Raw genomic sequence first — 14,249 nt, 5'->3', positions numbered from 1 at the left:
ATTTATTTTATTAGCGTTAGAAATTAGCTGTAAGCTTTGAGCATTTATTTTTTAAGTAACTTCTGTAAATAAGAGATTTCTGAGTATTAAAATGCTGTTTATCAATATTTTAAATTCATAACTCTTTCCTAATGTTCTTTTCCGAAAGTCTTCTCCCCTGCTTCAATCGTCACCGCTAAGTGGTTTTCTTTGGGTGGAATCGGGCAAGAATATCCATTACTGAAAGCACAATAAGGGTTGTATGCTTTATTAAAGTCTAAAATTACGCTATCATTTTGAATATCGGTAGTTTCAAGGTCTAAATAACGCCCTCCACCATAAGTTTCTTTACCGTTCGTCATGTCTTTGAAAGGAACGAACAAGTAATTTCTATACTTTGGCACTCGCATCAAAGCTAAACTTCGATAAACGTTAAGTATCACAGCTTTTCCCTTTACTTCAAAAATGAAAACACCATATTTGAAATACTCCTGCTTTTGTCCGTCGGAGGTAGCAAAAAACAAAGTACTGGCATCTTCAGCTTTTTTAAAAATTGCTTTTACTCGATAATTGGTATCTGGCTCATAAAATCGTAAGTACTCCAAATCCTTCTTTTTCAAAGGTCCACCGTTTGTCAGAAACTCTTTTTTATAATGTTCACGGTGTTTTGCAATACTTTCTTGGTAGTTCTGAGCCAAAGTTTGTATTGAAATTAGCGTAAGTAATATTAAGCTTAATCTTTTCATTTACAAATGATGTTTATCAACTAAGTAATCTAAAAATGACTCTGCACAACGATTTACAATTTGATAAACCTCCTCAAAATCTTCTGAATTTCCATAGTAAGGGTCTGGTACTTCCAAGCGTTTTCCCTGAGCCAGCGGGTCAAATTTTCTGTATAAAAAACAAATATCTTCGTGTTGATGAATACCTGTTGAGCGAGCACTTATGGTTTGGATATTCTCCATATTATAATTGTCCATCGCAACGATATAATCAAAAACCGAAAAATCTTCTCCCGAAAGTTTTCTACAATGATGGGTAAGTTTCAAGCCATGCGACTCTGCATTTTTACGAGTACGAGGGTCGGGCAAATCGCCAATATGATAGGCATGAGTAGCGGCTGAATCACATTGGATGACACGTTGTAAATCACGAGCCTTTACGGCTCTTCTAAAAGTTTCCTCCGCTATGGGCGAACGACAAATATTACCAGTACAAACAAATAAAATTTTTAACATCATAATTTTAAAACATCATACAACTCGTTTGAGCGGTATGTAATAAGCTTTTTACAAATTTCACAAAAAAACCTGTAAAACACGCTGGTTCGTACAGGTTCAAATGATTTTATTCACCATTTAGAGTGTTTTACTTCTCAATTGGTTGGTTTTCTTCGTCCACAATTACATAAATTTCTTCTTGTGGCTTTTTCATCAAGTACTTTTCACGGGCAAATTTTTCAACCAATTTTGGCGTTCCCATTACTTCTACTTTTTCTTTCTCTACTTCTTTTAGTTTTTCAGCGTAATATGCCGTTTCACTTTCCAAACGGCTAAGTTCACGGTACATTTTGAATTGTACGAAAATATTATTGTCATCAAAAAAAAGCATCCATACCAACAACACCGAAAAAGTAAGGGTATAAAAACGGTATTTTCCTAAAAGTAAATTTTTCATGGCTAAGTAATTAGTAAACTATCTTTAACAGAATAATGACCCTCATAAATTTTTAATGGATCTATGTCCATCTCATCATCGCCCCAGACCAATACTCCAAAATCATCTATCTCTACATGATAAAACTTATCAGTATCTAAGAACTGTTTAATCTGAGGATTAGCACTTTTAGTCAAAAAATCCTCTAAATCTGCAACAACAAACTTACCATCATCAAAGAGTACTTCTATTTGATAAGGCTTAATAATATGAAATGATGAAATTATCATAAGCATTCACACAGAATAACATCCATATTCTTATTCTCCTCGTCAGTACGGGTACTTCAATGTCATTCTTTGCACAAACAGTATCTAAAAAACGTTCAACGCCCCATTGCTTAATATCTTCTGGGCGATAGCTATTGTATTGTCCTTTCTTTAGAAGAGGAATTGGATTATCGTTTTTCTTATGTGACAATTTTTGTGTCATAACTAAAGCTTTTTTACAAATATACTCAATTTGAGCATTCCATGTAGAATTACAAAAAACAAAAAGAGCCTTGCAAAAAACTCTGCAAGGCTCTTTTTATATATGATTTCCAATTAGAAATTCAATCCTGGGAAGTAAGCGTTTGAGCCTAATTCTTCTTCGATACGAAGTAATTGGTTGTATTTAGCCATACGGTCTGAACGAGAAGCCGAACCAGTTTTGATTTGACCTGTGTTCAATGCTACTGCTAAGTCAGCAATTGTAGCATCTTCAGTTTCACCTGAACGGTGCGACATGATGTTTTTGTATGAATTACGTTTTGCTAAGTTGATAGTATCAATTGTTTCAGTTAAAGAACCAATTTGGTTTACTTTTACTAATACAGCGTTAGCAACGCCTTTTTCGATACCCATTTGTAAACGTTTCACGTTAGTTACAAATAAATCGTCACCTACTAATTGGCATTTGCTACCGATTAATTTAGTCTGTTCTGCCCAACCAGCCCAGTCATCTTCAGCCATACCATCTTCAATAGAAATAATTGGATATTTATCAACCCAAGTTTTCCAGTAAGCAGCCATTTCTAAAGAATTCAATTGCTTGCCATCAGATTTCTTGAATGTATAAAGACCAGTTTCTTCGTTATAGAATTCAGAAGAAGCAGCATCCATAGCGATGAAAATTTCTTCACCTGGTTTGTAACCTGCTTTTTCGATTGATTGTAAAACGATTTCGATAGCCTCTTCGTTAGACTTGATGTTTGGTGCAAAACCACCTTCATCACCTACGTTAGTTGAATATCCTTTAGATTTCAATACGCCTTTCAAAGCATGGAATACTTCAGTACCCATACGCAAAGCGTGTGAGAATGACTCAGCTTTTGCTGGCATTACCATGAACTCTTGGAAGTCGATTGAGTTATCAGCATGAGAACCACCGTTCAAGATATTCATCATTGGTACTGGTAAAGTGTTTGCGTTCACACCACCAATATAACGATATAAAGATAAACCTGACTCTTGAGCCGCTGCTTTAGCTACTGCCAAAGAAACCCCCAAAATAGCGTTTGCTCCTAAATTACCTTTGTTAGCAGTTCCGTCTAATTCAATCATCAAACGGTCAATTAAATTTTGCTCAGAAACTTCTAAGCCCCACAATTCTTGAGCAATTTTAGTATTTACGTTTTCAACGGCTTTCAAAACACCTTTTCCTACGTAAACGCTTTTATCTTCATCACGTAATTCAACGGCCTCGTGAATACCTGTCGAAGCTCCAGATGGCACAGCGGCACGTCCGAAAGCACCGTCTTCGGTACGGATATCTACTTCAATTGTTGGATTTCCACGAGAATCCAAAATTTGTCTTGCGTGTACATGTTGAATTGCACTCATTTTGCGTAAATTTTGTTTTTGGTTATAAACGGAGGGAATTATTGTAAATTAGATAATAACTATCGGCATTGTTTGAACAAAATACCAACAATAATAGCCAAGTTTTCGCATTTTATCGTTGATTTCAATACTTTGCTCTAATTATGAGAACAAATTTAAGCCTTTTTTCAAGATTGCTTGTACTTTTCTAATACTTTCACAGTTACTTAACTTTAATACTCAAAAAAATGAAACATATTATTCGCACATTTATATTTTTCACCATACTTTCTTTTGCAAATATAAACATTAGCCTCTCACAAGTTTTGTCGGCTGACGAATTTGAGAAAAAATATTCTGAAAAACCAAATGCTCAACTTCTTGACGTTCGTACAAGTGGCGAATATGGCGGAGGACATTTGCCCAAAGCCACAAATATCGACTATCGCAGCCCTGAATTTATTCAAAAAATCAGTACTTTAGATAAAACCAAACCAACCTTTGTCTATTGTCTTGCTGGCGGACGAAGCAAAGCTGCCGTAGAAGTACTCAAGCAAAATGGCTTTACAGAAGTATATGACTTACAAGGTGGTTATTTAAAATGGTCGGCTGGGAAAAAACCTGTGGAGGGTTCAAAAGAAAATAACGAAGCAAAAGGATATTCTAAATCAGAAATTGATGCACTTCTTAATACCAAAGGTTTGGTAATTTTAGATTTTTTCGCTTCGTGGTGTGGCCCTTGTTTGAAAATGATGCCAACCGTAGATAAACTTAGCCAAGAATTAACAGGTTCAGTAAAGTTTATTAAAGTAGATGCCGATGCCAGCAAAGCAGTTGTAGAGGAGTATAAAGTAGATGAAATTCCTACTTTTATCATTTTTAAAGATGGCAAACAAGTAAAACGCTCTACGGGCTATTTAGAAGAAAAAGCCTTACGCAAAATGATTGACAACCAACTTTAACCGCAAAATCGGTAATATAAGAATACCTTTTCTGATAAAAACATGATTGTACATGATTATAATGATAGTATTTTGTGTAAAATTGTTTGCTAAAAGTCTCTCAGTTGAGTCCTTTCAAAAACACAATCTCAAAATACTATCATTATGATTAAATCACGCTACTGTTTACTTTTTTCATTGCTCCTCAGTTCCTCTGCTTTCTCGCAGGAAGTCACCAAATTGTATGCAGGCAAAGCCCCAGGTTCTGAAAACTGGACTTGGTCGGAAGCCGAAAGTACGAATAACATCTTCAAAACAAGAATAGTCTATAACGTAGCCGAACCAACCATCACGGCTTTTTTACCCGACAAAGACAAAGCGACAGGAACGGCAATGTTGATTGCACCGGGCGGAGCATTTCATACACTTTCAATCGACAGCGAAGGCATTGAAGTAGCCAAGTACTTAAACTCAAAAGGGATTGCCGCATTTGTCTTGAAGTACAGAGTAGCCAGAAGTTTCACCGACGACCCAGTGAAAGAATTGATGGGAAAAATGGGTAACTTCAAAACTTTGGATGAAGAAAACGCTCCAGTGATTCCTTTAGCCATTCAAGATGCTTCAACAGCGATTAAATACATCCGAAAAAATGCAGAAAAGTACGACATCGACCCAAACAAAATTGGGATGATTGGCTTTTCGGCTGGTGCAACCCTTACTTTAGGGGCAACTTACAAGGCGACCGAAGAAAGCAAACCTAATTTTATCGCTCCTATTTACGCTTACACAAAAGCCGTAGAGGAAATCAAAAATATTCCTAAAGAAAAAACGCCCATCTTTATCGCTTTGGCTTCCGACGACCAATTGGGTTTTGCACCAGCAAATGCACAATTATATTTAGATTGGAAAGCCGCAGGACAACCCGTAGAAATGCACATTTACGAAAGAGGTGGACATGGTTTTGGTATGAATAAACAAAAAATCCCGACTGATACTTGGTACGAACGTTTTGGCGATTGGTTGAAACTACAAGGTTATCTCAAGAAACGTTATCCTAATAAATGGGAACAACAATTTAGCGAAGAACAATTAGAGACTTTTGCTAAACAAAATGCTGAAAGAGAAAGAAGAGATTGGGCAAATTTGGTAAAATACAAAAAAGCCAATGCCGAAATCGGTGAGCCAAAACAAGGACAAACAAGAGTAGTTTTTACGGGAGATTCTATCACAGAAGGCTGGGTTGGTGCTGACGCTGACTTTTTTAATAGCAATAATTATGTAGGAAGAGGCATCAGCGGACAAACTTCTCCACAAACTTTATTGCGTTTTCGTCAAGATGTGGTGGATTTGAAACCTAAAGTAGTCATTATCAACATCGGTATCAACGACATTGCAGAAAACACGGGCGATTATATGCAAGAATATACTTTGGCAAACTATAAATCTATGATTGAAATCGCCAAAGCAAATAATATTAAAGTAATTTTGGCTTCGGTGATGCCAGCGGCGGCTTTTCCGTGGAGAAAAGAAATTAAAGATGTACCAAGCAAAGTAATGGCTTTGAACGAAGGCATCAAACAATTGGCGAAACAATACAACTTGGTGTATCTTGATTACTTCACGCCTTTGAAAGATGAAAGAAATGGTTTGAGCAAAGAAATGGCAGAAGACGGCGTACATCCAACAATTGCTTGCTATAAAATCATGGAAAAACTGGCGAAAGAAGCTATTGCAAAAGCTTTGAAGTAGTTTTTTGATTTGAAGATTTGAGATGATTTGAAGATTTGAAAATGAGGTAATTTGAAGATTTGAAAATAATTTTGGGCAATTATCTATCTATGCTATAAGTAATTTTCAAATTACCACATTTTCAAATCTTCAAATTATCATTTTCCCACCATAGAAACAGGTCTGCCACGCAAAGCAGACCAAGTTTCATCAATGGCTACTTGTGAAACCGCTTGAAGTCCGATTAAATCAAAAGCCTTCCAAACAGTTTCACGCTTAATATCACTTTTTATTTTACCTGTTCCTTTCGGATAACAAGCCCAAAATACACAATCAAATTTCCCTGCTTTACTTACAGACTGCATCAAAGTTTCTAACTCAGCTTGCTGAATGGCAAATACTTGTACAAAATCATAGATTCCCCCCGCTTTTGGTTCAGTATCATAATTAGAGCCTGCCAATAACGATAAGTAACTTTCAGGAGCATTCACAATCAAAAGCTGTTTGTCGCTATCCAAACGAAGTTTTTTGAATATCTTTTCAGCAGACATAAGTAATACGTTATTAGTTAAAAGTATATCCGTTATCAGTATTTCTAAAAAATCAGATAATTAAAACCTAATCACTCAATCACAATTCACTAACTCACTAATTATTCAACCCCGCACGAATTTCTTTCAAAATTCTATCTCCGCCTAAACTCAAAATCTTTTCTGCTAAAATTTCGCCTACTTCAATGGCATCAGTTCCTGAAACTCTTTCTTTCAACACTTCTTGTCCATCTAAACTGATAATTCCGCCTGTCATCGTCAATTCACCATTTTCAGCAGTTTGTGCCAAGCCAAAAACAGGAATGCTACAACCACCTTGCAAGCGTCTCAAGTAAGCACGTTCTGCCAATAATTGTTGTTCCGTTTCAGCATGATTACACAATTCACGAATCTTTGCTTTCTTTTCAGCATCCAACGAAACGGCACATTCTATCGCCACAGAACCTTGTCCGACAGCAGGTGTAAATTTATCTAAGGAAATCAATTCTGCAATATGTTCTTCGTAGCCCATGCGATGTACTCCTGCATAAGCCAATAACAAAGCATCGCAAACGCCACTTTCTAATTTGCCCATACGAGTTTGCAAGTTTCCACGCATATCTACTGTTTTGATGTGCGGATAAAAATGCTTCAACATCGCTACTCTTCGGGTCGAAGAAGTACCAACCACAAAAGGTTTTCCACTTTCGAGCGACAAACTTTTATCATAACTGACCAAAACGTCGTTTACTTTTTCACGCTCGGTAAAGGCAATTAATTCTAAATCTTCCGCCAATTCCGATTGTAAATCTTTGGCTGAATGCTGTGCAATATCTATTTCGCCAGAACGAAGTTTTTCTTCTAATTCTTCCGTAAATACTCCTTTTGAGCCAATTTTCGACAAGGAACGGTCTAAGATTTGGTCTCCTTTGGTATTGATAATGACGATTTCAACTGATAAACCGCCTTTTTCTAATGTTTCTTTGATGAAGTACGCTTGCCAAAGTGCTAATTTTGACCCTCTCGTTCCTAATTTTATTGTACTCATGGTTGGATGATTATTAGCTCTGAGCTATAAGCCTTGAGCTGTAAGCTTTTAGTTTTTTGGATAATTCCGTTTAAGTATCGGAAAATATTAAATATCTGTTTACTGAGAAAATACAGATAACTGATATACTGTTAACGAATAACGTCTTTTTTACTTAACTTTTGAACAATCGGGCGATGCTTAGTGATAAATCTAAATGTAATATTTTCGCCCTTGCGTTGCGTTCTAAATAATAGTATACTTGACTGAATTCTTGTACAATCAGTTCAATGGCTTCAACTTTTACGGCTTTTGAAAAATTCTGTACAAAAGTAAGCTCCTCTCCTTCTAATCTTACCAAAACTTCTGCTCCATTTTTCCAAAGTAATAAATCTCTGAAAATATTCAAGCCGTACTCCATCATGCCTTTTTGGTCTTCTTTCGACATTCCGTCAAATTCATCAGCCAATTTTATCAAGGCTGGCACATTGGGTTTGTACGCCATTCGCATCCAATTGGCAAACCATTCGTGCTGTACTTGTCCTTCGTGGGTGGTTAAAGCAACTGCTTTTGAAATATTTCCTTCAGATAAGTACGCAATTTGTTTGGCTCTTTCTGTTGTTACTCCTGTTTTTTCGGTAAGGTATTCAACCGTATTTTCATCTGAAAAAGCAGGAATCATTACTCTTTGCGTTCTGGAAAGTATCGTTGTTAATAACTTGTTGGTATCGTTACATACGAGAATAAACAGCGTTTTGGTAGGCGGCTCTTCTAAAATTTTCAATAAAGAGTTCGCCGACTCGATGTTCATTAATTCTGGTTGCCAAATAATCAGGATTTTGTACTCCGCTTCAAAAGCCTTGAGCGAAATTTTCTCAATAATATTATGAGCTTCCTTGATAGGAATAATTCCTTGCTTATTGCCAGTTGCACCCGTAAACTCCAACCAATCTGTTAAACTTCTGTACGGACTTTCAATCAAAAACTTACGCCAAGTGGGCAATAATTCCAAAATGGTTTCCTTCGCACTCGGAGTCGGGAAAATATGGTGAATATCAGGATGCACCATTTTTGCCATTTTGATACAAGACGCACAACGTCCACAAGCATCAGCTTCGGTCTTATCCTCGCAATTGATATAAGTAGAATATGCCCAAGCCAAAGCCAAGTTTGCTCCACCAACTGCTCCATGAAACAGTTGTGCATGAGCCACATGGTTCATTTGCACCGAACGAATCAGCGTATTTTTGATGGCATTTAAACCTGGGATTTCTTTAAATAACATTAATTTCTAATTTGAAAATTTGAAAATGTGGGAGAATTTGAAGATTTGAAAAAGTAAAAGAATTTGAAAATTTGATGATTTGAAAATAAGTAGCTTACTCATTTTTATTTTCAAATTACCACACTTTCAAACCTTCAAATTAATTTAATGAAATTTCATTTTCAAATTTCCAAATCATCAAATCTTCTCAAAAATTGCTTTTAAAATTTGTTCTTCGACAGCATCAAATTCTTTTCCCCTACGTTCCAAAACAGCACGGGCTACTTGGTTTGCTTTACGCAAATGATAGGTTTTGAAAGTACCATTTCCATTACTCCACGAAAACGAAGGAATATGCTTTGGTTGAAAATCTGCTCCGAAAATATTACAATTCACACCCACAACTGTTCCAGTGTTAAACATCGTATTGATACCACATTTAGAATGGTCGCCCATGATTAAACCCACAAATTGCGAACCTGTATTTTCGTAGCGGTTACTTACATAACTCCACAATTCTACTTTTGAATAGTCATTTTTTAAGTTAGAATTATTGGTATCAGCTCCCCAATTACACCACTCGCCAATCACAGAATTACCCATGAAGCCTTCGTGTCCTTTGTTTGAATTGCCAAAGATAACGGAATTACTGATTTCTCCGCCTACCTTACAATGCGGGCCAATGGTTGTATTTCTACGCATTTTTGCTCCCATATTCACCACAGAATTTTCGCAAATCGCAAAAGGACCTTGAATTAAAGCACCAATACTTAGGCTTACGCCTTTGCCAATATAAATTGGGCCATGTGTAGCATCGAGTACAACAGATTTTAAATCAACGCCTTCTTCAATAAAAATCTGTGATTCATTATAAAAAGCCGTAAAGCGGTCGTTGATGGGTTGCGAGATTCTTCCTGCGGTGATTCTCTGAAAATCATTGATGATTTGCTCGCCGTTGTGTGTATAAATATCTATTGCATGGCGGATGATTCGGACAGTTCCCTCAAAGGTAATCGTATTTTCAAAAGTATCTTTGGCTTCTTTACTTCTGTAAGCAAGAATGGTTTCTCCTTGAAGTAAAGCCGTTTCGGGTGCTAATTGCTGAATGGCTTCTACTAAAGTTTCTGTCGGACAAACGGCACAATTAATAAATACATTGTCGTCTGCCACAATGACGGGGAACTTAGTCTGTAAATAATCTTGCGTATAAAATGAAGTTTCGCTTTGCAAGTAGGCTTGCCATTTTTCGCTGATGGTTTGTATTCCGATACGAATTTCACCGACAGGACGAGTAAAAGTAAGAGGTAACAAAGACTGACGAATCTGGGGGTCATCAAAGAGTATAAAATTCATACATTTAATACGGAGTATCCCATCCGCTGGGCAAGAATATTTAATAATTGATTAGCATACAAAATTAATGAATGTACTACATTTCACTAATTTCCAGTATTATCTGTTAGTAAGTAATCGTACAAAATTATTTTTTACCATTTTGTATTAGGCTGTAAGCTTTAGGCAATAGGGAAAATATTTATTTTTTACGATAAAAAGTATTTCTGCTTACAGCTTATTGTCTAAAGCATTACCATTAATTTAATGTCTCATGATTACTAACAAACAAATAATTGTCACAAATATAAGTTATATATTACCGATAATTAGGCATAAAAAAACCTTTCAGATTGCTCTAAAAGGTTTTTTTTCAAATTTCGACACCTTTGGGTAGAAGAATTATTTCTTGCCACCGAAACGTTTGTAGAATTTATCAACACGACCCGCAGTATCCAACAATACGTTTTTACCTGTATAGAATGGGTGTGATTGAGAAGAAACCTCGATTTTGAATACTGGATAAGTTTCTCCTTCAAATTCAGTAGTTTCAGTAGTTTTAACACAAGATTGTGTTAAAAACTTGTAATCAGCAGACAAATCGTGGAAAACCACTGGTCTGTAATCTGGATGAATTCCTTGTTTCATGATAATATTTTGATTTTGAGACGATTCCCCGCCGTCTCTGAGTTGGTATATAATGAGTCAATGATTCAATTGGGAGATACAGTAATCGAGCTGACTAAAGGTAATCATCGAAATACTGGAAACTATCGACAAAGCACTTTTCTTATTTGAGGGTGCAAAATTACATTTTTTTTGGCGGTTTCAAAAACTTTTTTAAGGTAATTTGCTCAAGCTTTTTCAGAAAAAGTATTCTTAATTTTTCTGAAAAAATTTCAGTATGATTATTCCAAGTTCGATACTTCGTGAAGTGGCATCAGACTAAAAGTACTATTGTACATAACGAAGTAAATGATATTTTTTTAGTTTTTTCATTGCGGATTAGTCATTGCGAATAGATTAAGAAATTGTTATCTTTGAATTACATATCTCAACCACCACAAAAGTCTTTAAGTAATTTGAAGATTTTACTTGTACAAACACGCTCACTTCCTTAGCGGAAATTGTTCTCATAAATTTTCAATATTTTGGACTGAATTTTGCTTCATTTTTCCTCATTGTTATTAACAGTAAATGTAGAAGTTTGAGAAAATTTTGTGGAATTAGTGGAATGAAAAACATATACTTGGTGTTGAACCAAACACTGTGTATTCAAGTTTTAATACGAGTACTTAAACCTTAATTCTTGAATTTCTTAGAAAGGTTATAAAACATCATTCTTCGTTTTTATTTTTGAATTGATCACCCCCCAAAACCCGAGTTATTATGTACGTTATCAAAAGAGATGGCAGACGTGAGTCTGTAAAGTTTGACAAGATTACCGCCAGAATCGAAAAACTTTGCTATAGCCTCGACCCATTCTTTGTGCAGCCCCTCGAAGTAGCCAAAAAGGTTATTACAGGACTTTATGATGGAGTAACCACGAGCGAATTAGACAATTTGGCAGCTGAAACTGCCGCTTCGATGACGACCAAGCACCCAGACTATGCTGTGCTTGCAGCCAGAATTGCTGTTTCCAATTTGCATAAAGAGACTATGAAATCGTTCTCGGCAACGATGAAGCGTCTATATAATTATACTGACCCTAAAACTGGTGAAAATGCTTCTCTTTTATCGAAAGAAGTATATGATGTCATCAAGAAAAACGCTGCTGAATTAGACGCTGCGATTATCTATGACCGTGATTTTGGCTATGACTACTTCGGTTTCAAGACTTTAGAGAAATCTTATCTTTTGAAAATGGAAGGAAAAATTGCCGAGCGTCCACAGCACATGTTGATGCGTGTAGCGATTGGTATTCATGGGGCAGACGTAGAAAGTGCTATCGAAACTTACCATTTGCTCTCTGAGCGTTGGTTTACTCATGCTACTCCTACGCTTTTCAATGCAGGTACACAAAAGCCACAAATGTCTTCTTGTTTCTTATTAACGATGCAAGACGATTCTATCGAAGGCATTTATGATACTTTAAAACAATGTGCTAAAATCTCGCAGTCGGCTGGTGGAATTGGTTTATCAATTCACAATGTTCGTGCTACGGGTTCATATATCAAAGGAACAAATGGTACTTCAAACGGTATCGTACCGATGTTGAAAGTATTCAACGATACCGCTCGTTACGTTGACCAAGGCGGTGGAAAAAGAAAAGGTTCTTTCGCTGTTTATTTAGAACCTTGGCACGCTGATATTTTTGATTTCTTGTCATTAAAGAAAAATCACGGTAAAGAAGAAATGCGTGCAAGAGATTTATTCTACGCATTATGGATTCCTGATTTATTCATGAAACGTGTGAAAGACAATGATACTTGGTCATTGCTTTGTCCACACGAATGCCCAGGTTTGGCTGATACTTATGGCGAAGAATTTGAGAAACTTTATACAAGCTACGAATTAGCAGGAAAAGCACGTAAAGTAATCAAGGCTCAGGATTTGTGGTTCGAGATTTTGGAATCGCAAACTGAAACTGGAACGCCTTATATGTTATTCAAAGACCATGCAAACCGTAAATCAAACCAAAAGAATTTAGGTACAATCAAGTCTTCAAACTTGTGTACTGAAATCATGGAATATACTTCAAAAGACGAAGTAGCGGTTTGTAATTTGGCTTCTTTGGCTTTACCAAAATTCTTGAAAACAAATGCCAAGGGCTATCAAGAATTTGACCACCAAGCACTTTATAAAGTAACGAAAGTAGCAGCCAAGAACTTAAATAAAATCATCGACCGCAACTATTACCCAGTAGAGGAAGCCAGACGTTCAAATATGCGTCATCGTCCGATTGGTTTGGGTGTTCAAGGTTTGGCAGATGTATTTATTTTGTTAAGAATGCCTTTCGAGTCGGCAGAAGCGAAACAATTGAATAAAGATATTTTTGAAACCATCTATTATGCTGCAATGGAAGCATCAATGGAATTGGCAATTCAAGAAGGACCTTATGAAACTTGGGCGGGTTCTCCAATCTCGCAAGGTATTTTCCAATTTGATATGTGGGGCGTAAAACCAGAATCAGGACGTTGGGACTGGGAAGCTTTAAGAGAAAAAGTAAAAACACATGGTGTGAGAAACTCATTGTTGGTAGCTCCTATGCCTACGGCTTCTACTTCACAAATTTTGGGTAACAACGAATGTTTTGAGCCTTATACTTCAAACATTTATGCACGTAGAGTACTTTCTGGAGAATTTGCCGTAGTCAACAAACACCTTCTTCGTGATTTGGTGAAGTTGAATTTATGGAATGATTCAATGAAAAATAAATTGATTTCTGCTAATGGTTCAGTACAAAATATCGCTGAGATTCCACAAGATTTGAAGGATTTGTACAAAACTGTTTGGGAAATCAAGCAAAAAGTAATTATTGAAATGGCTGCCGACAGAGGTGCTTATATTTGCCAGTCGCAATCATTAAATATCCACATTCAAGACCCGAACTTTGGTAAACTTACTTCGATGCACTTCTACGCATGGGAAAAAGGCTTGAAAACTGGGATGTATTATCTCAGAACGAAAGCCGCAGCCGATGCTATCAAGTTTACAGTCGAGAAACAAGCCGAAGTGGCCATTGAGCAAGCAAATGTTGTGCAAGAACATGAGATGAGTTATGAAGCTTATGCCGCACAAGCAGCACAAGCGAAATCATCAGCAGCCTCACTCGTTGTAGGAGGTTTAGACAGCGTAGTCGAACAAAACTGGTCGGCGATGCAATGCTCAATTGATGATCCAGATGGATGCGAAGCCTGCGGGTCTTAATTATTGTAAACCTAAAAAGCCCTCTTTTCTACGAATTGAGGGCTTTTTTTGTGATTC

Annotated in this window: 14 protein-coding genes; 3 read left to right on the top strand and 11 right to left on the bottom strand. The window is 36.5% G+C overall.

Annotated features, from left to right (window positions below):
- Positions 1-128: 128 nt before the first annotated feature.
- The 6 genes from VB248_RS07185 to eno all read right to left on the bottom strand — a co-directional run bounded on the left by VB248_RS07185 (position 129) and on the right by eno (position 3,521).
- A complete protein-coding gene (locus tag VB248_RS07185; protein ID WP_323296070.1) occupies positions 129-725 on the bottom strand; it encodes a DUF1684 domain-containing protein in 597 nt (198 codons plus the stop codon).
- Positions 726-1,223, bottom strand: a complete 498-nt coding sequence (locus tag VB248_RS07180; RefSeq protein WP_323296069.1) for a low molecular weight protein-tyrosine-phosphatase — start codon at positions 1,221-1,223, stop codon at positions 726-728.
- Between the two features lie 127 nt (positions 1,224-1,350).
- On the bottom strand, positions 1,351-1,659 hold the full coding sequence (locus VB248_RS07175) for an FtsB family cell division protein (RefSeq protein ID WP_323296068.1): 309 nt from the start codon (positions 1,657-1,659) through the stop codon (positions 1,351-1,353).
- A gap of 2 nt (positions 1,660-1,661) precedes the next feature.
- Positions 1,662-1,928: a DUF2442 domain-containing protein gene (locus VB248_RS07170; protein WP_323296067.1), complete on the bottom strand. Its 267-nt coding sequence runs from the start codon at positions 1,926-1,928 to the stop codon at positions 1,662-1,664.
- On the bottom strand, positions 1,900-2,130 hold the full coding sequence (locus VB248_RS07165; protein WP_323296066.1) for a hypothetical protein: 231 nt from the start codon (positions 2,128-2,130) through the stop codon (positions 1,900-1,902). Before VB248_RS07165 ends, VB248_RS07170 begins: the two co-directional genes overlap by 29 nt.
- A 113-nt stretch (positions 2,131-2,243) precedes the next feature.
- On the bottom strand, positions 2,244-3,521 hold the full coding sequence (gene eno / locus VB248_RS07160) for a phosphopyruvate hydratase (RefSeq protein WP_323296065.1): 1,278 nt from the start codon (positions 3,519-3,521) through the stop codon (positions 2,244-2,246).
- 227 nt (positions 3,522-3,748) lie between these two features.
- Here eno and VB248_RS07155 point away from each other — a divergent pair, with 227 nt between their 5' ends.
- Both VB248_RS07155 and VB248_RS07150 read left to right on the top strand, forming a co-directional pair.
- A complete protein-coding gene (locus VB248_RS07155; RefSeq protein ID WP_323296064.1) occupies positions 3,749-4,462 on the top strand; it encodes a thioredoxin domain-containing protein in 714 nt (237 codons plus the stop codon).
- 144 nt (positions 4,463-4,606) lie between these two features.
- Entirely contained in the window at positions 4,607-6,190 is a 1,584-nt protein-coding gene (locus VB248_RS07150) for a GDSL-type esterase/lipase family protein (RefSeq protein WP_323296063.1), read from the top strand.
- Between the two features lie 137 nt (positions 6,191-6,327).
- On the opposite strand, the gene VB248_RS07145 is transcribed toward VB248_RS07150, so the two are convergent.
- From VB248_RS07145 to VB248_RS07125, 5 genes are all read right to left on the bottom strand, one after another.
- The gene (locus VB248_RS07145) at positions 6,328-6,720 is read right to left on the bottom strand and encodes a hypothetical protein (protein WP_323296062.1); all 393 of its coding nucleotides are present in this window, start codon (positions 6,718-6,720) and stop codon (positions 6,328-6,330) included.
- Between the two features lie 97 nt (positions 6,721-6,817).
- Positions 6,818-7,747, bottom strand: a complete 930-nt coding sequence (gene hemC, locus VB248_RS07140; RefSeq protein WP_323296061.1) for a hydroxymethylbilane synthase — start codon at positions 7,745-7,747, stop codon at positions 6,818-6,820.
- 154 nt (positions 7,748-7,901) lie between these two features.
- On the bottom strand, positions 7,902-9,011 hold the full coding sequence (locus tag VB248_RS07135) for a DNA polymerase III subunit (RefSeq protein ID WP_323296060.1): 1,110 nt from the start codon (positions 9,009-9,011) through the stop codon (positions 7,902-7,904).
- Positions 9,012-9,188: 177 nt separating this feature from the next.
- Positions 9,189-10,343 (bottom strand): GlmU family protein, encoded by a 1,155-nt coding sequence (locus tag VB248_RS07130; protein ID WP_323296059.1) that lies wholly within the window; start codon positions 10,341-10,343, stop codon positions 9,189-9,191.
- Positions 10,344-10,724: 381 nt separating this feature from the next.
- Positions 10,725-10,970 (bottom strand): type B 50S ribosomal protein L31, encoded by a 246-nt coding sequence (locus tag VB248_RS07125; protein ID WP_309913032.1) that lies wholly within the window; start codon positions 10,968-10,970, stop codon positions 10,725-10,727.
- Positions 10,971-11,711: 741 nt separating this feature from the next.
- On the opposite strand from VB248_RS07125, the gene VB248_RS07120 reads away from it, so the two are divergent.
- Positions 11,712-14,192 carry a ribonucleoside-diphosphate reductase subunit alpha gene (locus VB248_RS07120; protein ID WP_323296058.1) on the top strand — a complete coding sequence of 827 codons (2,481 nt, stop codon included), beginning with the start codon at positions 11,712-11,714 and terminating at the stop codon, positions 14,190-14,192.
- Positions 14,193-14,249 lie beyond the last annotated feature (57 nt).

Source organism: Arcicella rigui (assembly GCF_034929435.1).
In the GTDB taxonomy this organism is placed as follows: Bacteria; Bacteroidota; Bacteroidia; order Cytophagales; family Spirosomataceae; genus Arcicella; species Arcicella rigui.
Note: the sequence above shows the minus strand (reverse complement) of the source record. Positions and strands in the feature narration are given on the sequence as shown.